The sequence below is a fragment of the Allosphingosinicella deserti genome (assembly GCF_003012735.1).
GTDB lineage: Bacteria > Pseudomonadota > Alphaproteobacteria > Sphingomonadales > Sphingomonadaceae > Allosphingosinicella > Allosphingosinicella deserti.
The window spans coordinates 710,655-737,288 of record NZ_PXYI01000003.1; the positions used below are offsets into that span (position 1 = coordinate 710,655).

The window sequence follows — 26,634 nt, forward strand, 5'->3', positions numbered from 1 at the left end:
GCCGTGCGGCATGGCGCCGCGCCGTTGGCCACGACCTGTTACGTCCCCGGCGGGGATTTTGGAAACGCGGGCGGCGGTTGCAAGCCGCCGCGCCGAGTTCGCGGCGAGCCGATGGCAGGCTGCGGCTAAGCGATGTCCAGGGCTTGAAGTACGGTTCGCGCGACATCGTTCCGGCAGCCCGCTGAGGAGGCGCTGGCTAGCCGCGCACCAGGGCGGCAGCCGCATGCGACAATAGCCCGCCGAGGCACTTCGTGACGGCGTCGGCGACACTGCCGATCACTGGACGAAATCGTTGCTGCCAACCCCTTCGTCGTGCCGATGCGCTCCGGATGGCGTAGACTAAGCCGCCGGAACGATCAGGGCTTTCCCGTATCACGGCCGGGCGCCGGCGACCTTAGCGTCCGTGGCAAAGGAGGAGCATGACATGAAATCCATCCTGCTGTTCGCCAATGACGACCCGGGCTTCGACATCAGGCTGAAGGCCGCGCTGGCGCTTGCGCGCGCCGGAGGCGGGCATATCACCTGTCTTCAGGCGCGGCCGTTCAACACCTTCGTCGTCGCCGATCCGTTCGGCGGGGTCTATGCGCCGGCCGCCCTCATGGCGACGATCGAGGCCGCGGACAGCGCCCACCAGGACAGGATCGAGACGCAGCTTGGCGTGGAGGGGATATCCTGGTCGTGGCAGCGCGAGGACGGCGAGCCCGGGCCCGCCCTCGTGACCCACTCCTCCCTCGCCGATGCGATCGTGATCAGCGTCCCCGGTACCGATCCGGGGGCGATGGCGGTCGCTTCCGACGTCGCGCTCCATGCCCGCTCGGCGGTCGTCGCCGTGCCGAGCGCCGGTTCTGCATTCGATCCCGCCGGCAAGGCGATGATCGCATGGAACGGATCGGCGGAGAGCGCGCATGCGCTACGGCTCGCACTGCCGCTGCTGCGTATGGCCTCGGCGGTGGAGATCGTCACCATCGGGGCCGCGGGCGGGCGGTTCCTCGCTGCCGAAGCTTCGGTCTATCTCGCGCGGCAGGGGATCGCCGCGGGCTTGGTCGAGCGACGGGCTGCGGGGCGAAGGCCGGCCGAGGCGCTGGCCGATGCCGCCGCGCAGACCGGTGCCGGTGCGATCGTGATGGGCGCCTACGGCCATACGCGCATGCGCGAGGCCGTGCTCGGCGGCACCACAAGGGACATGCTGCGGAGCGCTGCAGTGCCATTGGTGCTCGCCCATTGAGCGACCCGCCGCCCGAAGGGTTCGATCACAGCAATCAACCGACGGTATGATGGCAGAGGCGCAATCCGTTCGCCATCGCTTTCGGCGCGCCGATGGCGGGGCACCTCGGAGAATCCCTTAGTGCGTTCCGGATCGGCCTTGGGGTAAAGCGCGGCCATGGATTATTCGAAGATCTTCGCCCAGGCGATCGACCGGCTTCATGCCGAGGGCCGCTACCGTGTGTTCATCGACATCTTGCGCAACAAGGGATCGTTCCCGAATGCGCGCTGCTTTGCCGGGCATAACGGCCCCAAGCCGATCACCGTCTGGTGCTCGAACGATTATCTGGCGATGGGCCAGCATTCGTCGGTGATCGCGGCGATGGAGGAAGCGCTCCACGATGTCGGCGCCGGTTCGGGCGGCACCCGCAACATCGGCGGCAACACCCATTATCATGTCGATCTCGAGGCCGAGCTTGCCGATCTCCACGGCAAGGAAGCGGCTTTGCTGTTCACCTCGGGCTACATTTCGAACGAGGCGACGCTCTCCACCCTGGGCAAATTGCTGCCGGGCTGCGTGATCTTCTCCGACGAATTGAACCACGCCTCGATGATCGCCGGCATCCGCACCTCGGGCTGCGAGAAGCGGGTGTTCCGCCACAACGATCTTGCTCATCTCGAGGAATTGCTTGCCCAAGCCGATCCGGACGCGCCCAAGCTGATCGCGTTCGAGAGCGTCTATTCGATGGACGGCGATGTCGCGCCGATCGCCGCCATCTGCGATCTTGCCGACCGCTACAATGCGATCACCTATCTCGACGAAGTCCATGCCGTCGGCATGTACGGCGCGCGCGGCGGCGGCATTTCGGAGCGCGACGACGTCGCCCACCGCCTGACCATCATCGAGGGCACGCTCGGCAAGGCGTTCGGCGTGATGGGCGGCTACATCGCCGCCGACCGCAACATCGTCGACGTCATCCGCAGCTACGCGCCGGGCTTCATCTTCACCACCTCACTGTCGCCTGTGCTGGTCGCCGGCGCGCTCGCCAGCGTCCGCCACCTCAAGGCGTCCAGCGCCGAGCGCGAAGGCCAGCAAGCCGCCGCGGCGACGCTCAAGGCGATCTTCGCCGAAGCCGGGCTGCCGGTGATGGCCTCGACCACCCACATCGTGCCGCTGATGGTCGGCGATCCGGTCAAGGCCAAGAAGATCAGCGACATCCTGCTCGCCGAATACGGCGTCTACGTCCAGCCGATCAATTACCCCACCGTCCCGCGCGGTACCGAGCGCCTGCGCTTCACCCCGGGACCGAGCCACACGCATGCAATGATGCGCGAACTCGCCGGTGCGCTGGTCGAGATCTGGGACCGGCTCGAGCTGCGTGTCGCCGCCTGAGGGCGATCAGTCGAATTCGACCACGAGTCGGTCCGAAAACAGGCCGTTCTTGCGCAGATGTCCGGCGGACCCGCGTGCCCGCCGCAGATTTTGCCGGGCCAGCAGCGGCTTCAGCATGCGCGGCATCGTCGCCTTGTTGATCTGCAGGCCGAAGCAGATGTGCAGCCCGTGGCCGAAATGCACATATTCGTGCGGCTGACGATCGGGATCGAACCGCTTCGGATCCGGGATACGGCGCGCGTCCATCATCGCGGAGGAGAAAGCCGCGACCACGTTCGAGCCCTTTGTGATCGTTCGTGCCGACGACGTGCCGCGGGCCAGCGTCCAATCCTGTAGCGCTATTCGCTTGAGGCCCGGACCGAGCGGATCGAAGCGCATCGCTTCCTGGATGATCGCCCACAGCCGGCCATCGTCTCCGGCCCGTGCCGCCTGCTGGGCAACGGCTAGCCAGGCCGGGCGGCGCAACAATTGCTCAAGCGCCTGGGGCAATACCATCGGCGGCTGCGGCGGCCCGCCGACGATCATGCAGAGCAGCGCGGTGCGGATCTCGACGTCCGAGTAACCGGCCGCGCCCTGCGCCTGCAGCGTCAGGCAGCGGGACAGGACGTCGTCCGGCCGATCGACCTTCGCCTTTCGCGCGGCGATGACGCCGTCGATATGCACCCGGAACGCCGCTGCGATCTGTTCGACGTCGGCGAGCCAGACCTTGTCGGCGGGAGAGCCGGTGAACTGGAATTCGAACAGGCGCGAACCCCACACGGACAGGCTGCCGACAGCCGGCTCCGGCACTCCGAAATAGCGGGCGATGGTGTCGAACGCGGCGGGCCGCACCAGGCCGACGACCTCGATCCGGCCGTCCGTAGCGTCGACCATCGCTTGCGCGCGCGCTTCTGCATCGTCGGCGAGGCGGTGCAGATCGGCGGCGGTGCACACGGTCCGCATGCCCGCGAGCTGCCGGCGATAATCGGCCGTGTCGCGCATCCCGAGAAAGAAAGGCTGCTTGTCGGTGATGACGTCGAGATTCTCGGCATAGGTGACGCCGAACGCGGCGTCCGTTTCGAAGATCTCGACGACGTCGTCATAGCGCGTCACGACCCAGGTCGAGAACAGATGCAGGATCGGCTTCCAGCGGCGCAGCAGCCCGAGCAGCGCGGGCGCCCAGGCGATGAACCGTCCCCCGATCCAGCCTCTGACACCGCGCTGCGGCCGGTAGCAATCCTGGGTCTCGAGGATGCTCACAGCAGCGCCAGATAGCGGAGCGCCGCCATGCTCGGCAGGAAGAAATAGTCGCCGCCGGCAAGCTGCACATAGGTTCTGACGTCCACCGTTCGCCGTAGCGGCTTTTCGCGGATGGTCATCGGACCTGCGGGACCGAGCAGTGGGTCGACCTCGCCGAACAACGTGGCGAAGGCAGGGTTGAGCAGCCACGTCTGCTGCACGAACTCGAACTGCCGGGCGATGTCGGTATTGAGGCACATGAACAGCAAGCCGCGGTCGCGTTCGTCGTCCACCTTGGGATCCGCAATCTTCGGTCCGAATTTTCGGCCACGCCGCAGGATGCGATGGTTGTTCGCGGCCTGCAGCAATGTCTCCCGCGATTCCTGGTCATCCTTGGGCGCCAGCGCGTCGCGCGGATTGGCGCGCCGGACGTGGCTTCCGGGCGGGCAGCCGACCCCGTGCGGATCGTCGCTCCTGAACAGGAAACCGTTGTCGGGCAGCCCGTATCGATCCGGCTTTCGGTACCCGGCCGGGCAGAGCAGATGGCCGTCGCGTCCGCGCCCGATCACCCGCTCGGCGATCCACTCGGCGTTGACGTGGTTGGCGGTGGGGTCCTGGGCGCGGATGCGGGCGGCATTCTCCTCGAGCGAGGTCCAGAATTTGGCGACGTCCTGCTTGAGCTCGCGAACCACCAGATAGCTGCCGTTGAGGCCGAGATCGGCGAAGCCTTCGGCAAGCGAGTGCGGCGGCAGCTTCGCCTGCTCCGGGCGAGGATCGATCTTGCTCGGATCGCCCCCGACCCAGGTCGGGACCACGGGCCCCGGCGCCGGTTCGCTATGCCCGTTCTGGTAGCCGATCAGCACCTCGCCGAGCGGCACGCCCTGGACGGGGTCCCGCGCGGCCGGTCGGCCCTCGAGGGTCACCAGTCCCGATTCATCCTTGGGAACTGTAAGCCCGTAGGGCGCCGGCTGAGAGAGGCCGTCGGCAAAGCCGAGATGTTCCCGGCTGATGCCCTGATGCTCGACGTCGAGAAGCAGTTCCAGCTGGCGGACCACGTCGACATGGTGGCGCGCCAGGAGTGCGACGACGTCGTCCCGCCAGAGACGCGAATCCTCCTCCGTTCGCGTGTACAGCATCAGTAGGGCGTGCACGGTGAGAGGCGTTCGAATGTCCTCTTCCGGGGCTCCGTCGTGGGGAACCTGATAGGGCAGCATCCAGTCGAGCTTGCCCTCGGCAGGATCTCTCGGCGGCGTGTTGGCGCTCCACACCGGCCCGCCGTCGATCACCGACTCCTGCCAGGCGCCCTTCCGCCGGTCGCCGAGCCGTCGCATCCGGTCTTCCTGGTACATGCCTTCGCGAAACGGGCGTGCGAACGAGGCGAGCGCCTGTTCGCCGAGTCCCATATAGCCGAGCCCGGTTCCGGTGAAGGCGATCGCCGCGGCGCGATCCTGCTGCGCGGCCGGCACACCGTGGGTAATCGTCACGCTCTCCTGAAGCGCTTCGAGCCAGGCGCCGCCGGGGACGCTCGCCGGCCAGGTGAATTCGAGGAACAGCGCGCGCCCTGTCTCGAGCTTGCCGAAGCCGCTGGCGACGATCCCCTGCGTGTCGATCGCCAGCGAGGGTGCGAGCTTCCAGTTCGGCGGAGAACCCGGAATGGAGTTCACAGAAGCCAGTGCCACGCGGTCGCCTCCTCCTCGGTCATGCTCCGCTTGCGCAGGCCGTTTGCGATCTGATGGTTGCGCTCGATCTGGTCGACCGTGAGATCGGGATAGGCGCTGTACCAGAGCCGGCTCACCGTCCGCGACGCCAAGGCCCAATTCTTGAACTGCCGGCCGTGACTGGCGCCGTCGTAGACGAGGAGACGGGTCGGCGGGAACCCGATTCCGGATCCCCAGGCGAGGGTCAGGCCCGCATGCGCCTTCTCGATGAAGTCATCGAGATAGCTGTCCCAGCTATGATCGAAATTGCTGAAGAAGAGCAGCCTGCTGTGATTGTTGAGGAAGGCCCAATGCGCGAAATGCACGGTGCGCATGCTTCCGAGATAACCGTCCGTGGCCGTGACCCGCAGGAACAGCCCAAGCCCGTAATGGCCGGCACGGATGATGATCGAGCGCAGGATACCGGGCTTGATGAGCACGATCGAGCCCATGTGGTTCTGTGCGATCCAATCCTCGCGACGGATCATCTCGCGAAGCATCCGCTCGTCCTGCGGCGGGCGATCCTGCGCGCTGTCACGCATTTCGTTGTAGCGGAGGATGAGGACGATCAACGGCAGGGTGACGAAGACGCTGACCACGCCGAGCGCCGCGACGTATGCGGCCTCGCGTGCGGCGATCGGGATCGCCGCAGTGTCGAACGGGGTTGCAAACCGACCGATCGCATCGATTGCGAGGATGATCGGGGTGACCACCAATGTGGCGAGGAAGATGGTGAGCGCGGCGCCGACCAGCAACAGGAGTAGTTTGACCGGGCTGAGCAGATGGACCTTGCCGCGGTTGATGACTTCGGTGCCCGCGATCGCCGCCCGATGTTTGAAGAGCAACGCGAAGATGATGATCGCAGTGATCCCGAGCATTGAAAGATAGACCTGCCAGCGCAGCGCCGCTGCCAGCAGCAATCCCGGCAGCGTGAGTGCGACCAGCGCGACGACGATGAAGCGCAGCAACCGGAAGATGTCGGAGATTCGCTCGCTGAGGCTGATCCGCTTCGGCGCGGGGTCGTCCAGCCAGGGGAAGACGGGAAGCATCGCCGCGCGAAGCAGCGTCTGCGCCTGCGCCGCGGTACCGGTGCGATACGGGGAGGGCCTTCCCCCGGTCGGCCGGTCGATTTCGGCGCGGACGGCGAGGAAGAGCTGGTGGTCCTCCAGGATCCGGTCGCGGCTCAGACCGCGATTGCCGTGGTGAAAGACGCTGGGCTGCTCCGTCCGGGCTTCCAGATAGCGGGCGACCGCCACCTTCGATCCCGGTTCGGTTACCGCATCGTAGAGCGCGCCCGTGTCATCGCGCGGGCGTTTGCAGCACCGGATCATGGCGCGGATTCTCTCACCCGCCACGGCATCGATCTGTCGCCAGAAAGGACCCGGTGGACCATCAAAGTTCGCCTCGATGATGAACATCGGGTCGAATTCCGCCGCCGGAAACACGCTCATCGAGAGAAAATGAAGGGTGGGTATCTGGTTGTGCAAACGGAAGAAGTTCGCCGTGCGGGGATCACTGCCCTTGTCTTCCGCACGCTTCAGGTCCTCGATCAGCGCAACCAGGCGACTGCAGCTCTCCGGCTTTACTTCCAATGGAACACAGAGCGTCGTTTGCCGCATACCGCCCCCCAATGCCCTCAACCCCGGTTCACATCTCGCACGTTTGACGGCGCTCGTCACTTCCCTCGTCGCGGCGGGCGCCGAGCGTTCCCGCCGGTTTCCGGATCAGCCGGAGCCGATCCGCCGTCTCACGGCTTGAGCTCGCTCTTGATGATGTTCTTGACCAGAGCATCGTAGCGCGTCTGCGCCTTGGCTTTCTCCTCGGCCGCCATAGCCTCCATCTTGCCCTTGAGCGCGACCGCTTCCTCGCGGAACTTCACGTCGGAGATGATCGTCATCAGGTCGAGCAGATCGTCGACGATCGGAGTCTGGCCGCTCTCGCCCATGTGGAAGCGCTTCATCACCTCGGCCGAGGTGACCATCGCCGTGAAATTCTCGAGTTCGGTCTGCGGTGCCCCGTCAACCGCGACGACCACATAGGGTTGATCGCCATCATAGGCAGTGCCGTTCGCGTCGATGAGCCCGGTGCCCGGCCGGAATCGCAGCCCCTCCAGCCCCGAATTGCCGGACGCGATGACCCGGTAGCCGGCATCGGCGTCGGGCAGGCCGGCAACGCCGAAATTCAATTCCTCTGTCGCATCCCACTGCGATCTGCCGCCGCTGATTGACTTCAGCAATTTGCCGGTGGCGGGGACGATCTGTCCTGCGGCGAGCAAGGCGCCCGAATAGGGCAGGAACAGCGGGATCTGGGCGGCGGCGGTGAAGGCCTGGCCGAGTACGTCCAGGATCGAGTCCTCGCGCGACGCGGCCGCGAGCTCCACCGAGATGACCAGTTGCTTGGTTGCGATCGCCTTCTGATAGGCAATGATCGGCGTACCGTCCTTGAGCGCGCCCGGGCGAGGAAGATTGGTCCGCTTGCCTTTCTTGGTAGCGATCCAGTTGAGCGCTCGCGCACTCGCTTTGAACGCGCTCCATTCCTTGACGCCGGAGACGACGGCAATGTCGCCGGTGCCGCCGCCGAGAAACCCGCCGCTGCTGCCGACCTTGCCGCTATAGACGTGGCGGATATCGATGGTGACGGGACTGCCGAACCGGATGGGCGTGAATGCCGTGGGTGCAGCGCCGGCGCTCGGCTCCCCCGAAACGGGGGCGAAGCTGAAGAGTTCGCCGGATTCGAGCGCGATGCTCGGACCGGGATCGAGGCTTTCGAGCGTGCTGTGCATCGCCCGCACCAGTTCGGGTGCCTTGGCCGCATATTCGGTTTCGGAGACGAGCTGATCGCCCAGTACACGAAAGACGGCCATGATGATCCTTTCGATATCTTAGCAGCCGGGCGCCGAAGCGCTCGCTGAACGGCGCTCGATCAGGGATGCGTCCAGAATGCGTGTTCGGCGAAGCGTTCGCTCTTCCACCAATCGAGCGTGCTGCGTCCGCGCCGGAAGTTAACGCTGCCGGCCTGGCTCTGCAGCGCCATGGTCACGGCGCCGGATTCGTTGCGCTTGGCGGTTTCGTCTCCGGTCTCCGGGACCACAGCGACGATGTGTCCCGATCGCCCATCCTGCTTGCGCCGGGCCACGATCAGGCTGATGCCACCCAGATTGGCGTGATCCTGAAGCTCACTGAGGCTGGCCGCACGACGCCAGCCGAAGGTCTGGCCGAAATCGCGCAGCCAGCGATAGATGTCATTGGCCCGGGCCTCGTCCACACTGCTTCCGAGCCGCGGCTCGAGCGTCTCGCCGAGCGCGATCTTCAGCAAGGCGGGCTGCGACCACCAGACTCGCGGAAGATAGGCCCCTGCAAGGGTGCAATAATCGTGGGCGTAGATGTTGCAGAAGGTGAAGCCGTCATGCGGCTGGTAGCGTTTGTGGCGCGGATCGTCGTTGGCCAGATAGTCGATGATCGCGTTGAGCTCGGTGCGCAGGCCATCGGGGTTGTCGGCCGCGCGCCGCGGCATGTTCGGTTCGCTGAGCGACCGTGCTCCGGCGGGCGCCGTGCGCTTGGTGATATTGGTCGGCGATCCCGCCAGATGCGCCTCGGGAAGGGCGGCATCGGCGGACGAGGGTGTCGCTTCCAATGCCGCGGCCGCTGGCGGCCGACCAAGCGGGGACAGGAGATGCTTCGCCGCGAAGCCCTGGAAGATCTTGCCGCCGAGCAAAGCCTGCACTTCGATGAAGTCGTTGACCGGCGTTCCATTAAGGGCGCGCACGATGTGCCCGTCGGGGAGATCCGCCTTCACGTTCGCCGTCTTGGGGTTGCTGATCCGCGGTTCGCTGCGCAGCCTGACGGTGTTTGCATTTGTGTCCACCCGAAAAGATGGACCCGTCGCGGTGATCGTCTCCGGAGGTGAAAGTGGAACAGCGCCCGCCGATGACGTGCGGGCCGGCGCCGCATTGCCCGTGGGGACGGTACGGGCCATCGCCAGGAAATCGCGGATGGACTCACCGTAGAATTTCTTGCCGTCGAAATGGCCTTGCTTCAGCTCCTTCGCCGGATTGAAGCCGCCGGTATTGTAGGCAATGGCGACATGGCAGAATTCGCGATCGGTGATCGTGCTGCGGTCCTGGAGCCTGAGCTTGCGCAAGCCCCGGTTGAGCTCGCCGATTGCGCGCTGAAGTGCGTTGTCGAAGCTTTCGTATTTCTTTTCAATGAAGTAGTCGGGATCGGTGAGAAAGAACTGCAGATCGTATTGGAACACCCCGAAACCATGGCTGAACTTCTTAGGATTGGTGCGGGCGAAGCGATAATCGGGGATGTGCTCGGCCATGTCCAGCAAGGCGGAGCGGGCAATGTCGAACATCTGCTGACCCCGTGGAACCGCGAGCAGATCCGCCTTGGTGCGAGGGAAAGCTCTGCGTCCCTTGTCGGCATCCAGCGTGTCACCGCAGCACAGTGCCACCACCCGATCCGGTGACAGCGAGGGGACCTGCCGCATCGGTGCCCATAGGGATCCGGTCTCCTGGCAGGCTATCGCCGTCAACATATCGACGTCGAAGACACTTCCCTCCAGAGCCTGCGCCATCTTTCCGGCGAAGTTACTCTTGAACCACGCGATATCACTAGTCTTGACCATGATGCTCCCCGCTGAGCGAATCAAAATTAAGATCGTAGCCACGGTCTCACGAATCGAAGACTTGTCAAATCGGTATCTTCGTCGCTCGATAACTCTTATTGTTTGTTCATTTTCAAGGTACCGTTGGCGCCGTTTCGGATCAGTCTCAACGGCTCAGTGGAACACGTTTCGACCTTCTATCGCTCTTGGCCGCTGCACGGAGTCCGTCTATCCGGGCCGCCGAGCCGTTCAGCGGGCGAACTTCCACCGGGGAGCGAGCAGTTGGACGGGCCGTCGGGCGCAAATCACCGCACGCTCGCCGGACAATCCCGTCAAAAGCCGTAAAACACTTCATCGCTGAATAATAACGGTTCATCGCTGGACCTGGGTTTGCGTCTCATGCATGGTCGAGCCTGTTCAGGAGGTGGTGCATGCGCAGCTGGCTGGTGCGAGTCGGGTTCTTGCTGGCGCTGGTGCCGATCATGGCTTCGGCCGATACGCCGCCTTCCGTTGTGTTCGCCGAACCGGGAACGGACGGCAGTGCGATCACCCGCTTCACGTTGCGCTTCTCGGAGCCCATGGTGCCGCTGGGGCAAGGGCTATCGGGGCGCCCGCCGATCCGCATGGAGTGTAAGGTCGAGGGCAAGGGCCGGTGGGTCGACCCTGCGACCTATGTGTGGGACTTCGACAAGGCTCTGCCGGGCGACACCACCTGCACGGCATCGCTGCGCGACGGGCTCGAGACCCTGGACGGCAACAGGGTCGGCGGCACGCAGCGCTTCGAGATCGACAGCGGCGGGCCGTCTCCGAGCGCGATCATGACGGGGTCTTATGGCGACAATGTCGAGGAGGACCAGGCGTTCATCGTCGCGGTCAACGGCCCGGTCGATCGCCGGTCAATCGTGCAGCACGTCTATTGCACGGTAGATGGGATCGGCGAGCGCATCCCGGTCGATCTGCTTCCGGCCGACACGCCGCGCCGGATCCTCAGCGAAATGGGCTCGCGCTGGCGCGCCGAAAGCTTCCTGGAGAATGCGGGGCTGCCGAGCCCGCTGCCGGCCAACGCCAAAGAGCGGGACGCTGCGCTTGCCAATGTCGTAGCGCTGAAATGCCGGCGGCCACTGCCCCCGGGCCGTGACATGGCGCTGGTCTGGGGCAAGGATGTCCGGTCTCCAAGTGGCCGCATCGTCGGCAAGGAGAGCCGTCACGATTATGTGGTGCGGGATGCCTTCAGCGCACGCCTGACCTGCTCGCGAGTCAACGCCCAGGCCGGCTGCAATCCGCTCGAGCCGATCCGGGTTCGCTTCACCGCCGAGGTGCCGCGCGCCAAGGCGCTGTCGCTGCGCCTCGATCTCGGCAACGGCAAGCTTCTCGCCCCGATCGACTCGGGCCGCGAGGCCACCCTCTCGGACGTCTCGTTCAAGCCGCTGCTGACGCCGGCGGTCACTGCGAAACTGGTGATCCCGGAAGACGTTCGCGACGAAAGCGGGCGGGCGCTGGCCAACGCCCGCCGCTTCCCGCTGGCGTTCCAGATCTCCGCGACGCCGCCGCTAGTCAAGTTCGCCTCGCCCTTCGGCATTCTCGAGGCGAAGGAAGGCGGCGTTCTTCCGGTGACCGTTCGCGGTGTGGAAGCCGATCTGCAGCCCAAAATGGTTGGGATCGGCGGCGCCAGCGCGCGGATCGACGCCGACGATCGCACGATCGCCGATTGGCTCCGCAAGGTCGCGAAGGCGCAGGAAGACGATATCCGCGATGAAGGGACCGAGGAGAAGCCGAAGGAGGTCAACTACACCGGCACCGCGTCGATTCTGAACGGCGCCGCCGGGGCCAGCGCGATGAATGTTCCGCTGCCCGGCAAGGGCAAGGAATTCGAGGTCGTCGGGGTGCCGCTGGGCAAGCCGGGTTTCTATGTCGTCGAGCTCGCCAGCCCGGAACTCGGCCGAGTCCTGCTCGGGCGTCCCGCCACCCGCTATGTCAGCGCTGCGGCGCTGGTCACCGACATGGTCGTGCATTTCAAATGGGGCAGGGCGGGCTCGCTCGCCTGGGTGACTTCGCTGAGCGAAGGCAAGCCCGTCTCCGGCGCTGCCATCCGGGTGACCGACAGCTGCAGCGGAGACCAACTCGCCGCCGGGGTCACCGACAAGAAGGGCCGGCTCGCCATTGCCGGCGGTCTGCCGTCGCCGACGAGCCGCTCCGGCTGCGAGGATATTGGCGACAGCGCGCCGCCGCTGATGATCTCGGCGCGCAAGAATGATGATTTCTCCTTCACGCTCACCCATTGGGGCGACGGGATTTCTCCGGACGATTTCGAACTGCCTTATGGCTGGTCGGAGCCGGAGCCGATCCTCCATTCGATTCTCGATCGCACGCTGCTTCGCGCGGGCGAGACGGTGCACATGAAGCACGTCTACCGAATGCCGACGCCGACAGGTTTCCGCTCCGGCGGCAGCTTGAGCGGAACGCTCGAGCTTACCCACTCCGGCTCCGACACCACCTATTCGATGCCCCTGTCGCTCGACGAAGGCGGGCTCGGCGAAAGCGAATGGGCACCGCCCAAGGGTGCGCCCTCCGGCGATTACCAGGTGCGCGTTCGGGTCGGACCGCCTCCGGCCGCGTCCGCGGACGGTGACGAGGAGACGCGGGACGATCGCCGGACGATCTATACGGGGCAATCGATCCGGGTGGAGGATTACCGACTTCCAACGATGCGGGCGAGCGTCAGCGGTCCCGGAACGCCCTCCGTCCGGCCAAGACAGCTGCCGCTCGATCTCTATGTCGGCTATCTCTCCGGCGGCGGGGCGCGCAGCGCCGCGGTCAAGCTGCGCACCGCCTGGTCGATGTTCACCGACGCGCCCGACGGCTGGGAGGATTGGACGTTCGGCGGCCGCAAGGTCGTGGAAGGCACGGTGCCGCTCGATGAGGACGGCAGCGACGGCGGCGAAACCCGGCTGCCCGACGCCGCCACCATCCCGCTCACCCTCGACACGGCGGGCGCGCTCCGCACGCCGCTCGAAATGCCCGGGCTGGAAGAGGATGCGAGCCTCACCGTCGAGATGGACTATCAGGATGCCAATGGCGAGACGCTGACGGCGTCGACGCGGGTGCCGATCTACGCCTCGGCCGTGCGGCTCGGCATCAAGTCGGACAGCTGGGTCCAGCGCGCCGGCGACATGCGCCTCAAGGTGGCGGCGCTGACGATCGGGGGCCGCCCGATCCGCGGCCAGAAGGTGGCGATTGCGCTGTACACGCGCGAGATCCTTTCGGCACGACGGCGGCTGATCGGCGGCTTCTACGCCTATGACAATGTCGTCGAGACCAAGCGAATCGCCGCGGACTGCTCGGGGATCACCGACGATCATGGCCTGGTGCGCTGCCGCCTCGATCCGGGTGTGTCGGGCGAGGTGATCGCCGTTGCGACGACCAGCGACACGCTCGGCAACGAGGCGCGGGCGGTCACGTCCATGTATCTCGCCGGCGAGGACGAATGGTGGTTCGGGGGCGACAATGGCGACCGCATGGACATCATCGCCGATGCCAAAAGCTATCGCAGCGGCGACACCGCACGAATCCAGGTGCGGATGCCGTTCCGCAAGGCGACGGCGCTCGTCACCGTCGAACGCGAAGGTGTGCTGTCCTCGTTCGTTACCGAGATCTCGGGCAAGGATCCGACGATCTCCGTGCCGCTCGCCGGCTCCTACGCGCCCGACGTCTATGTGTCCGTGATGGCGGTGCGCGGCCGCGTGTCGAGCTGGCGGGTGTGGCTCGCCGAGCTCGCCAGGGAGTGGAACATCCCGTTCCTCAAGCAAGTCGCCAACCCGACCGCTTTGGTCGATCTTGCCAAGCCGAGTTACCGGATCGGGATGACCAAGCTCAAGGTCGGCTGGGAGGCGCACACGCTCAAGGTCGCGGTGCGTGCCGACAAGGAGCGCTACCATGTCCGCGACACCGCCCGGGCGGTCGTGCAGGTGCTCGGGCCGAACGGCAAGCCGCCCGCGGCCGATGCCGAGATCGCCTTCGCGGCGGTCGACGAGGCGCTGATGGTGCTCTCGCCCAACGACACCTGGAATCTGCTCGACGCGATGATGGGGGAACGGCCGCTGTCCGTCCTGACCTCGACCGCACAGATGCAGGTGGTCGGCAAGCGCCATTACGGCCGCAAGGCGGTGGCCGCCGGCGGCGGCGGCGGCGGCAGCGACATGTCCGATTTCACCCGGACCGAGTTCAAGCCGGTGCTGCTGTGGCGCGGCCGGGTGAAGCTCGACGACAAGGGACGCGCGGCGATCGACGTGCCGCTGGTGGATTCGCTTTCGGCCTACCGGCTGGTTGCGATCGCGACATCCGGCGGCGATCTGTTCGGCACCGGCGTCGCCCGGATCCGCACCGTTCAGGATCTCACCCTCTATTCGGGGCTGCCGCCGCTGGTGCGCTCCGGCGACGAATATGGCGCGACCTTCACGTTGCGGAACGGCACCGACAAGCCGATGGAAGTCACCGCGAGTGCGGCCGTCGATGGCAAGATCTCGGTTGGCGGACCCCAGACGGTCATTGTCCCGGCCGGCGGGGCGACGCCGGTGACCTGGCGGCTCACGGCGCCGGAGAATGTCGACACGCTGCGCTGGACGGTCTCCGCACGAACCACGGATGGCCGCTCCGCCGATCGCATCCAGGTCGACGAGCAGGTGATCCCGGCGGTTCCGGTCGAGACCTGGGCGGCGACCTATCTGCGGGTCGGCGGCGTGCCGTTCAGCGTGATGCCGCCGGCGGGCGCTCTGCCCGGGCGCGGCAGCATCGAGGTGGCGCTCAGCGACTCCCCGTCGCCGTCTCTTGCCGGCGTGCGCGCTTACATGCAGGTCTATCCGTTCACCTGCTTCGAACAGCGTCTGTCGAAGGCGGTGGTGCTGGACGACAAGGCGGCCTGGGCGCGGCAGATGGACGAGCTTCCCGGATACATGACCCAGGAAGGCCTGCTCCGTTACTGGCCGAGCCAGCAGCTGTCGGGGTCGATTGCGCTGACGGCCTATGCGCTGTCGATCACCGCCGATGCCGGCTACGAATGGCCCATCGAGCGTCGGATGCGCCTGCTGGAGGCGATGAAGGCCGTGGTGAACGGGCGTCTCTCGGACGACAATGAAGGCCCGTCCGATATGCGGCTGCTGCGCATGCAGGCGCTCGCCGCCCTTGCCCGCAACGGCGAGGCGACGGCGGAAATGATCGGCCAGGTCGCCATTCCGGTGGCGGACATGCCGACGGCGATGCTCGCCGACTGGCTGATCACGCTCGATCGGGTGAAGGGCGCGCCGCCGCAGCGGCGCGCCGCCGCCGAATCCGCCCTGCGCAGCCGCATCGTCTATGAAGGAACCCGCCTCGATATCGTCGACAAGGCACGCTCGCCCTGGTGGATGATGGTCAGCGACGACGAGATGGCGATGAAAGCCCTGCTCGCAGCGATCGGCCGTCGCGGCTGGGAAGCGGATGCGCCGCGGATGATGATCGGCGTCGCGCTTCGCCAGCATCGCGGCCACTGGGACACGACTCCGGCCAATGCCTGGGGGACGGTCGCGGCACGGCGATTCGACGCCGTCTATCCACGCGCCGCGTCCGGCACCACCAGCGGGCGCCTCGGCAGCCAGACCTTCACGCGGGCCTGGGTCCCGAGCCTGCCCGGCAAGGCCCCAGCACGGCCGGATCCGATGGTGTTCGCGCTGCCGGCACGGCCCTCGTCACTGCTGCTCTCGCACAGCGCCGCGCCGAACCCATGGGCCACGATCTCGGTAAAGGCGGCGGTGCCGCTCACCGCCCCGGCGTTCGAGGGCTATCGCGTTAGCCGCCAGGTCAGCTTCCTCGAGCGGAAGCAGCCCGGCAAGCTCAGCGCCGGCGACGTGCTCAGGGTCCGGATCGAGGTCGACGCGCCGGTCGATCGCACCTGGGTGGTAGTCGAGGATCCGATCCCCTCCGGCGCTTCGGTGATCAGCGGCGGCGGCGGCCAGTCGGCGCTGCTCGCGTCGCAAGGCCGCGGCGAAGGATGGTGGCCGAGCTATATCGAGCGAACCCACGAAGCCTGGCGCGCCTATTTCGGCTGGCTGCCCAAGGGCCGGACCAGTGTCGAATATGTCGTGCGCGTGAATAACAGCGGCCGCTTCCAGCTGCCGCCGACCCGGGTCGAGGCGATGTACTCGCCGGAAATCCACGCGGCACTGCCGAACCGGCTGCTGGTGGTCGAGCCGTGAGGGCAGGCGATCTCCGGCTTCCCAGCCCGATCGTCTTCGGCGGGGGGGAGAAGGCGATATCCGGCTGGCTTCGACGCAGGCCTCTCGCCTGCATCGCCACCGCCTTGCTCGCGCTCGGCGGGGTCGATGCTTGGACCCGCCCGCCGCCTTTGCCCTCTTATGCCGAGGCCAGAGGCGATTGGCGGGCCAGCGAGGCATGGCTGCGCGGGCGTGACGGGCGGGTGCTGCAGACGGTGCGGATCGATTTCGCGGTGCGCCGGCTTGCCTGGGTGCCGATCGATCGCATCGCCTTGCCCCTGCGCGAGGCGGTGATCGCATCCGAGGACCGAGATTTCGGGCGTCATGGCGGTGTCGACTGGAGCGCCTTCGGCGGCTCGGCCTGGGCGGCAATGCACGGCCGTCCGGCACGCGGCGCGAGCACGATCAGCATGCAGGTCGCGGGCTTCCTTGCGCCGGAGCTCGGCGGGCCGGGCGTACGCTCGTTCCGCGGCAAGCTGCGCCAGGCCCGCGCCGCGCGTGCACTGGAGACGGCCTGGAGCAAGGACGAAATCCTCGAAGCCTATCTCAACCTCGCCAGCTTCCGGGGCGAGACCCAGGGCATCGGTGCTGCCGCCCGGGCCTTGCTCGGCCGCGCACCGGACGCACTTGGGCGGGAGGATGGCCTGCTGCTCGCCGCTTTGCTGCCCGCACCGCAGGCGAGCCCGGCCGCCGTCGGCCGCCGCGCCTGTCGGGCCGGCGGCATCGCCGATTGCAGCGCGATGATTGCGCGCGCCGAAGCGATGACCGGGCCGGGCCGCCGCCTCGCCGACGATCCCGGCCTTGCGCCGCATCTCGCCTATCGGCTGCTCAAGACACCGGGACAGTCGATCACGACGACGATCGACCGCCACGTCCAGACGTTGGCCGCAGCGGCCTTGCGGCGGCAGCTGATCGGCCTCGGCAGCGCACGGGCGCGTGACGGCGCGGTGATCGTCGTCGACAATCGCACTGCGGAAGTGCTCGCTTATGTCGGCGGGGTCGGGGAGGGCTCGACGGCCCCCGCGGTCGACAATGCCGATGCGCGTCGTCAGGCCGGCTCGACGCTCAAGCCCTTCCTCTACGGCCAGGCGATCGAGCACGGCTATCTCACTGCGGCCTCGCTGCTCGACGACAGCCCGGTCCAGCTCGACACGGCATCGGGCCTCTACGTCCCGCGCGATTACGATCGCAGCTTCAAGGGGCCGGTCAGCGTCCGCACCGCACTGGCGGCATCGTTGAACGTGCCGGCCGTCCGCGCGCTGCTGCTCACCGGTGTCGAGGAGTTTCGCGATCGCCTGTGGGACATGGGCTATCGCGGGCTCACCGAGGACGGCGATTTTTACGGCTACAGCCTCGCGCTCGGTTCCGCCGAAGTCACCCTGCTCCAGCAGGCCGCCGCCTATCGCGCGCTCGCCGACCGCGGCCGCTATCGCGCGCTGGTGCTGAAGCGCGGGGAGGCCGTCGACGCTCCTAAGCAGGTCACCGATCCAGCCGCCGCCTGGATCGTCGCCAACATGCTTGCCGACGCGGATGCGCGGGCAATCACCTTCGGGCTCGACTCCGCTTTGCGTCTGCCGTTCTGGGCGGCTGCCAAGACCGGGACGTCCAAGGCGATGCGCGACAATTGGTGTGTCGGCTTCTCCGACCGTTTCACGGTCGCGGTGTGGATCGGCAATTCCGAAGGGGATTCGATGAGCCGCGTTTCAGGCACCAGCGGCGCGGCGCCGATCTGGCGCGATGTCATGCTCGCACTGCACGGCAACGCGCCCGGCAGAGCGCCGGATGCGCCCGCCGCGGTCGAGCGTCGCGGCATCGTCTATGCCGATGGGACGGAGGCGCCGCGCTCCGAATATTTCCTGTCCGGAACCGCGCAGGCGAGCTTCGGCGCGGCGCCGGCCGCGGGCCGGCGGCCGCGCATCACCAATCCCGCCGCCGGTGCGGTCTACGCGCTCGATCCCGATATTCCGCTGCCCCGCCAGCGCATCCGTTTCCGCGCGTCCGGCGCTACGGCAGGGGAGCGTCTCACCCTCGACGATCGTGACATCGGCGCCGCGGCCGACGCACCGATGGTGCTGCCGGCCCCGGGCTATCACCGGCTTGCCTTGATCGACGCCAACGGCAAGGTTCTGGACCGCAGCGTGTTCACCGTGCGCTGAGCGCGCAGCGGAACCTCCGCGGCGCCTGCCATTTTCCCTTCATCAGGAGGATTGACGATGAGCGACACCCGACGTGGGCCCCTTGAGGCTGGCACGAGCGCCGAATGGGCGGACGAAGCGGCGCGCGACGCGCCCGGCGAGGCGACGCCCGGCGAGGACAAGGCGCGCCGGCAGGAGCAGTTGATCGACGAGGCCGTGGAGGAAACCTTCCCGGCGTCCGATCCGATCTCGCCGGCATCGGCGTTTCCGCCGGACTGAACATCCGGGACAGGAGGCGGCGGCGCCCTTTCTGCGCCGGTATCTCAGGCCGTGGAACCGCAGGCGCCGAGGGCGTGCTCCTAACCGCTGCGGGCTCCAGACGGACATCCACCCGGCCCCACACGCAAAAACCGCCGGCGTGGGGGGACATCCACGCCGGCGGCTGGTGCGCGGCCAGACCAGGATCGTTTGAGGCTGAACCAGCCTCAAGCGTGAAGCTTGGTCTCTACTCCCGGCTAGCGCGTCGCCGGTCAGGCGGCGAGAGTCTCCTGGGCCGCGGGGAGGCGAATGAGGTAATCGAAGGCGGAGAGGGCAGCCTTCGAACCTTCGCCCATCGCGATGACGATCTGCTTGTAGGGGACGGTGGTGCAGTCGCCGGCCGCGAAGATCCCGCGCTGCGAGGTCTCGCCGCGATGATCGACCTCGATCTCGCCGCGATTGGTGAGCGCGATCGAGTCCCTCAGCCATTCGGTGTTCGGTACCAGGCCGATCTGGACGAAGATGCCTTCCAGCGCGACCTCGTGGACGGTGTCGTGGTTGCGGTCCTTGTAGACCAGCCCGCTCAGCTTCTCGCCGTCACCGATCACTTCGGTGGTCAGCGCCGAGGTGATCACCTTGACGTTGGGCAGGCTGGCGAGCTTGCGCTGCAGCACCGCATCGGCGCGAAGATCGGAGTCGAACTCGATCAGGGTGACGTGGGCGACGATGCCGGCGAGATCGATCGCCGCCTCGACGCCGCTGTTGCCGCCGCCGATCACGGCGACGCGCTTGCCCTTGAACAGCGGGCCGTCGCAATGCGGGCAATAGGTGACGCCCTTGTTGCGATATTCGTTCTCACCGGGAACGTTCATCTGCCGCCAGCGCGCGCCGGTGGACAGGATGACCGTCCGGGCCTTCAGCGACGCGCCGCCGGCCAGCTTGACCTCGTGCAGGCCGCCTTCGCTCCGCGCCGGGATCAATTTCTCCGCACGCTGGAGGTTCATGATGTCGACGTCGTAATCCTTCACGTGCTGCTCGAGCTGCGCGACGAGCCGCGGCCCTTCGGTGTGCGAGATCGAGATGAAATTCTCGATCGCCATCGTGTCGAGCACCTGGCCGCCGAAGCGCTCGGCGGCGATTCCGGTGCGGATGCCCTTGCGGGCGGCATAGATGGCCGAGGCCGCGCCGGCCGGGCCGCCGCCGATGACGAGCACGTCGAACGGATCCTTGGCGGCGATCTTCTGCGCGGTCCGCGCTTCCGCGGCGGTGTCGATCCTGGCGACGATCTGCTCGAGCTCCATGCGGCCCTGGCCGAACGTCTCGCCGTTGAGGAACACGGTCGGCACCGCCATGACCTTGCGCTCGTTGACCTCGTCCTGGAACAGGGCGCCGTCGATCGCGACATGGCTGATCCGCGGGTTGAGCACCGCCATCAGGTTCAGCGCCTGGACGACGTCCGGGCAGTTCTGGCAGGACAGGGAGAAATAGGTCTCGAACGCGTAATCGCCTTCGAGATTGCGGATCTGCTCGATCAGTTCCTGCGCGGCCTTGGACGGGTGGCCGCCGACCTGCAGCAGGGCGAGAACGAGCGAGGTGAATTCGTGCCCCATCGGCAAGCCGGCGAAGCGGACTCCGATGTCGGTCCCGGCGCGGCGGATCATGAAGCTCGGCTTGCGCGCGTCGTCATCGGCGCGGACGAGGGCGACCTTGTCCGAAAGCGACGCGATCTCTTCGAGCAAGCTCTTGAGCTCGGCCGATTTCGGGCTCTCGTCGATCGACATGACCAGCTCGATCGGCTCCCGGATATTGGCCATGTAGCCCTGAAGCTGCTGCCTGAGATTGGCGTCCAGCATGATGAAATGCTCCGATTATCTTTGATGTGTGTCTTGCTTGCCCGGGGGCGGCCAATGCCGCCCCCGAACCGTAGGTCTGCCGCTTAGATCTTGCCGACCAGGTCGAGCGAGGGGGCGAGGGTCTCTTCGCCTTCTTCCCACTTGGCCGGGCAGACTTCGCCCGGATGGGCGCGGACATATTGCGCGGCCTTGACCTTGCGGAGAAGCTCGGACGCATTGCGGCCGATGCCTTCGGCGGTGATTTCCATGAACTGGATCACGCCGTCCGGATCGATCAGGAAGGTGCCACGGTCGGCGAGGCCCTGGCCTTCACGCATCACACCGAAATTGTTGGTGATGACGCCGCTGGGGTCGCCGAGCATCGTGTAGGTAATCTTGCCGATTGCCGGCGAAGTGTCGTGCCAGGCCTTGTGCGAGAAGTGCGTGTCGGTCGAGACGCTGTAAACTTCAACGCCAAGCCGCTGGAATTCGGCATAATTGTCGGCGAGATCTTCGAGCTCGGTCGGGCAGACGAAGGTGAAGTCGGCCGGATAGAAAACGAAGACGGCCCACTTTCCGAGAACGTCCTGGTCGCTGACCTCAACGAACTTGCCTTCCTTGTACGCCTGCGTGGTGAACGGCTTCAACGTGCTGCCGATAATGCCCATGAATTTCCTCCTGCGGGGTTGTTGTCGCCACCGCTATGTGGCGATTTTTCCGCAGAGCACAAATGGGGAGTCCCGATGTTTGTGATCGAAAAAAGCGATCGATCTTGATTGGCGGGGGCGATTTGACCCAAGCAATGCCCGTTGGGGCAGAGGGAGGGGGCGCGCGGGAGGCCCGAGCCTTGCACCGGTTGTCGCTCCGGTAGGCGGAGTCAGTCATGATGCCGGAACGCGGAAATGCTGCAAGGCAGAAGAAAATGCTGCCAAGCAGCGAAAGCAACTACACGGCGGCGATCAGCGCTCTCAGCCGCGCGAATCGTTCCGGCGGCAGCAAATCGGCCGGATTGTATCCGCCCTCGAAGCTCGGCACTCCCCCCGGCAGAGGCGCCCATACGGGGCGATCGGCGACGAAGATCGCAGCGTCGGGCCGCAAGGCGGATCGATCGTCGAGCGTGCCGACCCGAACGGCCGCACCTGCGCGGCCGAGGCGCGGGTAATAGCTCCACAGCGGGGTGCCGCAGTCCTCGCAACGAATGATCGTCTGAATGCCGTCGCTTCCGGTGCGAAGCGCATGCTCGGTGAGCGCGCCGGAGAGATGTTCGAGCCGGTCGCTTTCGATGAAGGCGTTGACCGCGGATCCGGTGCCGGTCTGTCGCTGGCAGATGCTGCAATGGCAATTGTTGACGAAGATCGGTCGGTCGAGGAGCCGATAACGGACGGCGCCGCAGCTGCAGCCGCCCTCGAGGGGAAGGTTCGTTTCGCTCATGCAACAGTGCTATAGCCAGGCCACGCCGGATCGCCAGAGCCGATCGCGAACTCGACCCGGCCTCAGGCCCAGCCGCTTCGCTGTGGCGGCGAGGGCGGTGGCGTCGTCGGCGCCACGTAATCGGCATCATGGGTGAACGGCAGGGGATCGCCGGAGCGCAGGGCGTCGAGGATTGCCGCGAAGTCGGTGGCGCAGCGAAAGCCGAGTTCCCGCTCGATGCGGGCGGAATCATAGACTCGGCCGATGCTGTTCGGCAGCTGCCAGCCCCGATCGGCATACAGGGCGGCAGCGTCGGGAAACAGCCGGGCGATTACCGCGGCCGCATCGCGCTTCAGCTCGGCGGCGTCGCAGCGCGCGAAGGGCGTCGGCGCCGAGACCAGGAAGGTGTCGAAGCCGATGCTCGGCGCCTGGTCCAGCGCGACGAGATGCGCATGGGCGGCATCCTCGGCACTGAGCCGGCGGTGGAGGAATTCGTTGGCTTTGAGATTGGGGCCGCACAGGCCGCGATCGCTGTCATCCTCTTCCGGGAAGAAACGGCTGGTGCGCAGGATCACGCAGTTGAGACCGTGCTCGAGATGGTGGAGCCGGCACAGATGCTCGGCCGCGAGCTTCGTCGCGCCATAGATGTTGCGCGGCTCGAGTGGTCCCGAGGTCTCGTCGAGCCAGACGGCCGCATCGCCATGCTCGTTCCGGATCGCCGTGTTGATCATCAGCGACGTCGTCGACGTCAGCACGAAACGCTCAACCCCGGCGGCGACCGCCGCCTCCAGGAGGTTCAGCGTCCCGGTGACGTTGACGTCGACGAACGCCTGTGCCGGCCGCCGCGCGACGTCCGGCTTGTGGAGCGCGCCGGCGTGGATCACCGCGTCGATCCCGTTTTCCGCGATGCTGCGGTGGACGAGCCAGTCGTCGCAGATACTGCCGACGATCGCGGTGTCCGGCCCGGGTGCGACATCGAGCCCGAACACATCGTGGCCGGCTGCGCGCAGCATCGGCGCCAGATGGCGGCCGAGCCAGCCCGAAGAGCCGGTCAGAAGGATCCGAAGAGGAACGGAAGCGGCCTGAACATCGAACATAGCAGGTCTCTACACTAGAGCTGTTGCCACCCTGTGTCAGCAGTGAAACGAATGGGCGGTTCCACTCCGATCATCGCGGAGCTTCAAAGCTGGCGGGCAGTCGGCTCGGCACTGACCGGCAGCGGCGGCTAAGTCGTTGTTCTGCTTCGGCTCGGCTTCCGGCCGAGTTGCGCCGCTACTGTTCATGTCCGTTCCTTCAGGGGTTGCTGCCAGGCCGAGCGCTTCGGGGCCGGTGTCAGAATAGCCGCGAAGTCCGCCGCGCCGCGATTACCCGCCAGGTAATCGTTTCGACGTCCCGAAATCTGCATCCTTCCGATCCCAGCAACGGAGATCGAGATGGGCATCAATCAGGGACGACAATCGAATGGTCGGCCATTCGTGGACATTGCCGGCGGCCACCGCCTCTTCGTACGCGATTGGGGCGACGGCCGGCCGATCCTGTTCCTTGCCGGTTGGGCGATGCATTCAGGCCTGTGGGCCGCAACCATGGGCCTGCTCGGCAACGGTGGCACTCGAACGATCGCCTATGATCGCCGCGGCCACGGCCGTTCGACCGATCCCGGTAGCATCGATTACGACCTGCTCGCCGACGATCTCGCGGCCGTGATCGATGCTCTCGATCTGCGCGACGTCGTCATCGTCGCGCATTCCGGCGCCGGCGGCGAGGCGATCCGCTACGTCAGCCGCTATGGGACCGCGCGCATTCAGCGGCTCATCCTCGTCGGCGCCACCGGCCCCTGCATGATCGCCGGCGGCGACAATGACTTCGGGCTCCCGTCAGGCGCGGTGGACGCAGTGCTCGATCAGATCAGGACCGATCTTCCGGCCTGGATCGACGCCAATGCGGAGCCGTTCGCGCCGGGCGCATCGCGGCGCACGCTCGATTGGCTCGCCGGCATGGTGCTCGAAACGTCGCGGCGGATCGTCATCGATTTCCAGCGAGTCATCGCGGCAGCGGATTTGCGCGCCGAAGCGGTGGCGCTCCGGTTGCCTGTGACGATCATCCACGGCACGCAGGATGCCTCGGCACCGATCGGCCTGACGGCGGAACGCTATCACGCGCTGGTCCCAGAGTCCGAACTGATCGTCTATGACGGCGCCGCGCACGGGATCATGGTGACGCACGCCGAACGACTTGCCGAGGATATCGCCGCGCGCGTTACACTCGATGCCAACGAGACCATGGAGGTGTGAATGCCGGAGCAACCACATGAGGGCGCTTGCCGCTGCGGGGAGGTGCGCTTCCGGGCGAGCGCCGATCCGTTGGTCACGATGGCGTGCCACTGCACCGGCTGCCAGCGGATGACGGCGAGCGCCTTTTCCCTGAGCGCGCTCTATGCGAGCGACGCGTTCGAGGTCACGTCCGGCACGCCGGTGCTGGGCGGACTGCGCGGCGCCACCCGCCATTTCTTCTGCCCGGAGTGCATGAGCTGGCTGTTCACGCGTCCCGAGGGCCTCGATGCCTTCGTCAACGTGCGCGCGACCCTGTTCGACGATGCGCAGGGTTTCCGGCCCTTCGTGGAGACGTGGACTCGCGAGAAGCTGCCTTGGGCGGTGACCTCGGCCGAGCACAGTTTCGAAGAATTCCCGCCGGAGGAACGCTTCCCCGCATTGCTCGCCGAGTTCGCCGCGACGCGGAGCGTTGCGGGGGTCTAGCGCAGCCGATCGAGCGACGGCGCGATCGCGCGCAGAAGCTGGCCACGCGTGCCGATCTGGCCGGCCGTGCGCACGCCGGGCTTGCCGTCCGCGACGACGATGGCAGCAGCTTCGGCGACTAGCGGCGCGGTGATCGCGTAGATGTCGCCGCCGATGGCCTGTCGCCGGCGCTCCTCGCCGTCGCGCCGGACGATAATCTCCAAGGCGAAGATCTGGGCGGAGTCCGCGGGCGCGGCGCCATCCGCGGGCCGAGTCTCGTCCGCGGCGTGTCCGGCGAGTGCCCGCGCGGCCATGTAGGACCGGATCTCCGGAACGGCGAGGTGACTGGCGATCGTCACCGTGTCGGCCATGGTGAGTTCGGCGACGGCCGGCGCGCGGCCGATCGGGGGTGGGAAAACCCAATCCTCAGGCGCGGGGAGCGGGCCGTCGCGATAGGCCAGTGCGCCGCCGGTGAAGACCGGGCGCTTGCCGCCGCGCCGCTCGCGCGACACCGCGCCGGCAGCGCGGGTTCCGGCGGTCGGCACCCATTCGTTGAGGCCATAGGCAAGGATGATCTCGTCGGCGCTTTTCCAATCGCCCATCGCGTCGGTCGCAAGGAGATCGCCGAGCCCGCCGTAAAAGGCCATGGCCGGGACGATCGCGATTCCGGCAGCGCGCGCCTGATCATTGCACTTGAGCGTGTCGAGCACCGCCTCGATCTCCGCCGCCACATCGAGATAGGGGATCCGTGCCCGCAGCGCCGCGGCGATCAGCGGCGGTGCGGTGTCGCGGAAGGGCCCAGCGCAATTGATCACGGCTGCGGCGCCGTCCAGCGCCCGATCGAGGGCGGATGCGTCATCGATCGACGCCGTGCGCGGCTCGGCATCGTGCAGCCGTGCTGCGAGCGCCGCGAGCCGCGCGGGGTCGCGCCCGACCAGGATGACGCTCCAGCCACGCTGGACGAGGGCATCGGCAACCTGGCGGCCGGTGTGCCCGGTCGCGCCGTAAACAGCGATGCGTCGGCTCATTGGCCGAGCGCCCGGCCGGCCACCTCGGTCAGCGCCCCCATCGCGGCAAGATAAGGCGCCGGACCGAAGCTGATCCGGGCGACGCCGGCTGCGGCAAGCGGCGCGAGATCGGCGTCGATGTCGAGCACCATGATGTTGACCGGCAAATGGCTCGCCGAGCAGATCCGCTCGATCAGGGCGGGATCGGCAAGGCCGGGCACGAACAGTCCCGCCGCACCCGCTCGCGCATAGGCTTCGGCTCTCGCGAGGGCTCCGGGGCGCACTCCGCGTGGCTCTCGGGCGGGTTGAGCAGGAACAGGTCTGTCCGGGCATTGATGAACACCGGCCGTCCGAGACTTTCCGCGGCCTCGGATATGGCGCGAATGCGCGCTGCCTGATCCTCGACGGCATGAAGGCCGGTGCCCCTGACCACCCGATCCTCGAAATTGCAGCCGACGACTCCCGTCTCGAGCAGGGTCCGTGCGTTTGCGGCCACTTCAGCAGGCGCCTCCGAATAACCGCCTTCGAAATCGGCGGTTACCGGCAGGTCGACGGCGCGGACGATCGATCGTGCGGTCTCGATCGCATCGGCCAAGGGCAGGATTTCCGCATCCTCGAGGCCGGCAGCCGCGGCCACCGCCCAGCTGCTCGTCGCCACTGCGGCGGCGCCCGCCTCGGCGACGGCACGGGCACTGCCGGCGTCCCAGGCGTTGACGAGGCGCAGTGGCGTGCCCCGGCGGTGCGCTGCCGTGAAGCTGGAGACTTTCTCCTCGATCGTCATGTCGCTGATCCCTTCGGTCGTGATCGTTGGTGGCGGCGCTCAGGCTGCAAGGCTCGCTCGAGCCGACGTCTAGGATCCGCCACAGCCTCGAATCTACTACCTCCGAGGTCATGGC

General features: G+C 66.8%; 19 protein-coding genes. 7 read left to right on the forward strand and 12 right to left on the reverse strand.

Translation table 11 applies throughout. The annotated features are described in order from the left end of the window. Positions 1-424: 424 nt before the first annotated feature. Together C7I55_RS11580 and hemA are read left to right on the forward strand one after the other, a co-directional pair. On the forward strand, positions 425-1,225 hold the full coding sequence (locus tag C7I55_RS11580; protein ID WP_106513054.1) for a universal stress protein: 801 nt from the start codon (positions 425-427) through the stop codon (positions 1,223-1,225). 156 nt (positions 1,226-1,381) lie between these two features. Then, entirely contained in the window at positions 1,382-2,596 is a 1,215-nt protein-coding gene (gene hemA, locus C7I55_RS11585; RefSeq protein ID WP_106513055.1) for a 5-aminolevulinate synthase, read from the forward strand. A gap of 6 nt (positions 2,597-2,602) precedes the next feature. On the opposite strand, the gene C7I55_RS11590 is transcribed toward hemA, so the two are convergent. From C7I55_RS11590 to C7I55_RS11610, 5 genes are all read right to left on the reverse strand, one after another. Beyond that, complete coding sequence (locus C7I55_RS11590) at positions 2,603-3,835, reverse strand: cytochrome P450 (RefSeq protein ID WP_106513056.1); 1,233 nt, start codon at positions 3,833-3,835, stop codon at positions 2,603-2,605. Next, positions 3,832-5,493 (reverse strand): Dyp-type peroxidase, encoded by a 1,662-nt coding sequence (locus C7I55_RS11595; RefSeq protein WP_146151000.1) that lies wholly within the window; start codon positions 5,491-5,493, stop codon positions 3,832-3,834. Before C7I55_RS11595 ends, C7I55_RS11590 begins: the two co-directional genes overlap by 4 nt. Continuing rightward, positions 5,475-7,130 (reverse strand): hypothetical protein, encoded by a 1,656-nt coding sequence (locus C7I55_RS11600; RefSeq protein WP_158266392.1) that lies wholly within the window; start codon positions 7,128-7,130, stop codon positions 5,475-5,477. The genes C7I55_RS11595 and C7I55_RS11600 overlap by 19 nt, the downstream gene beginning before the upstream one ends. A gap of 128 nt (positions 7,131-7,258) precedes the next feature. After that, positions 7,259-8,374, reverse strand: coding sequence for a hypothetical protein (locus C7I55_RS11605; protein WP_106513059.1), 1,116 nt, complete (start codon positions 8,372-8,374; stop codon positions 7,259-7,261). Between the two features lie 59 nt (positions 8,375-8,433). Beyond that, complete coding sequence (locus tag C7I55_RS11610; RefSeq protein WP_106513060.1) at positions 8,434-10,140, reverse strand: hypothetical protein; 1,707 nt, start codon at positions 10,138-10,140, stop codon at positions 8,434-8,436. A gap of 410 nt (positions 10,141-10,550) precedes the next feature. On the opposite strand from C7I55_RS11610, the gene C7I55_RS11615 reads away from it, so the two are divergent. The 3 genes from C7I55_RS11615 to C7I55_RS11625 are packed head-to-tail and all read left to right on the forward strand — an operon-like array spanning position 10,551 to position 18,778. Beyond that, the gene (locus C7I55_RS11615) at positions 10,551-16,346 is read left to right on the forward strand and encodes an alpha-2-macroglobulin family protein (protein WP_106513061.1); all 5,796 of its coding nucleotides are present in this window, start codon (positions 10,551-10,553) and stop codon (positions 16,344-16,346) included. Beyond that, positions 16,343-18,520, forward strand: coding sequence for a penicillin-binding protein 1C (pbpC, locus tag C7I55_RS11620; RefSeq protein WP_408640600.1), 2,178 nt, complete (start codon positions 16,343-16,345; stop codon positions 18,518-18,520). The genes C7I55_RS11615 and pbpC overlap by 4 nt, the downstream gene beginning before the upstream one ends. A gap of 57 nt (positions 18,521-18,577) precedes the next feature. Further along, positions 18,578-18,778 (forward strand): hypothetical protein, encoded by a 201-nt coding sequence (locus C7I55_RS11625; protein ID WP_106513062.1) that lies wholly within the window; start codon positions 18,578-18,580, stop codon positions 18,776-18,778. Between the two features lie 251 nt (positions 18,779-19,029). On the opposite strand, the gene ahpF is transcribed toward C7I55_RS11625, so the two are convergent. The 4 genes from ahpF to C7I55_RS11645 all read right to left on the reverse strand — a co-directional run bounded on the left by ahpF (position 19,030) and on the right by C7I55_RS11645 (position 23,096). Further along, on the reverse strand, positions 19,030-20,610 hold the full coding sequence (gene ahpF / locus C7I55_RS11630; protein WP_106513063.1) for an alkyl hydroperoxide reductase subunit F: 1,581 nt from the start codon (positions 20,608-20,610) through the stop codon (positions 19,030-19,032). An 83-nt stretch (positions 20,611-20,693) separates the two neighbouring features. Then, positions 20,694-21,257, reverse strand: coding sequence for an alkyl hydroperoxide reductase subunit C (gene ahpC, locus C7I55_RS11635; RefSeq protein ID WP_106513064.1), 564 nt, complete (start codon positions 21,255-21,257; stop codon positions 20,694-20,696). 277 nt (positions 21,258-21,534) lie between these two features. Further along, positions 21,535-22,020 carry a GFA family protein gene (locus C7I55_RS11640; protein ID WP_106513065.1) on the reverse strand — a complete coding sequence of 162 codons (486 nt, stop codon included), beginning with the start codon at positions 22,018-22,020 and terminating at the stop codon, positions 21,535-21,537. Positions 22,021-22,082: 62 nt separating this feature from the next. Beyond that, a complete protein-coding gene (locus tag C7I55_RS11645; RefSeq protein ID WP_106513066.1) occupies positions 22,083-23,096 on the reverse strand; it encodes an NAD-dependent epimerase/dehydratase family protein in 1,014 nt (337 codons plus the stop codon). 336 nt (positions 23,097-23,432) lie between these two features. Here C7I55_RS11645 and C7I55_RS11650 point away from each other — a divergent pair, with 336 nt between their 5' ends. Together C7I55_RS11650 and C7I55_RS11655 are read left to right on the forward strand one after the other, a co-directional pair. Next, positions 23,433-24,290: an alpha/beta fold hydrolase gene (locus C7I55_RS11650; RefSeq protein ID WP_106513067.1), complete on the forward strand. Its 858-nt coding sequence runs from the start codon at positions 23,433-23,435 to the stop codon at positions 24,288-24,290. Beyond that, positions 24,291-24,752 (forward strand): GFA family protein, encoded by a 462-nt coding sequence (locus C7I55_RS11655; protein ID WP_106513068.1) that lies wholly within the window; start codon positions 24,291-24,293, stop codon positions 24,750-24,752. It begins immediately after the preceding gene. Here the strand turns inward: C7I55_RS11655 and C7I55_RS11660 are convergent. Genes C7I55_RS11660 through C7I55_RS11665 form a run of 3 tightly spaced genes read right to left on the reverse strand, consistent with a single transcriptional unit; the run spans position 24,749 to position 26,519 of the window. Further along, positions 24,749-25,759 carry a saccharopine dehydrogenase NADP-binding domain-containing protein gene (locus C7I55_RS11660; protein ID WP_106513069.1) on the reverse strand — a complete coding sequence of 337 codons (1,011 nt, stop codon included), beginning with the start codon at positions 25,757-25,759 and terminating at the stop codon, positions 24,749-24,751. The genes C7I55_RS11655 and C7I55_RS11660 overlap by 4 nt on opposite strands. Then, positions 25,756-25,959 (reverse strand): isocitrate lyase/phosphoenolpyruvate mutase family protein, encoded by a 204-nt coding sequence (locus C7I55_RS29210; protein ID WP_269845205.1) that lies wholly within the window; start codon positions 25,957-25,959, stop codon positions 25,756-25,758. The genes C7I55_RS11660 and C7I55_RS29210 overlap by 4 nt, the downstream gene beginning before the upstream one ends. Next, positions 25,932-26,519: an isocitrate lyase/PEP mutase family protein gene (locus C7I55_RS11665; protein ID WP_269845206.1), complete on the reverse strand. Its 588-nt coding sequence runs from the start codon at positions 26,517-26,519 to the stop codon at positions 25,932-25,934. Before C7I55_RS11665 ends, C7I55_RS29210 begins: the two co-directional genes overlap by 28 nt. Positions 26,520-26,634 lie beyond the last annotated feature (115 nt).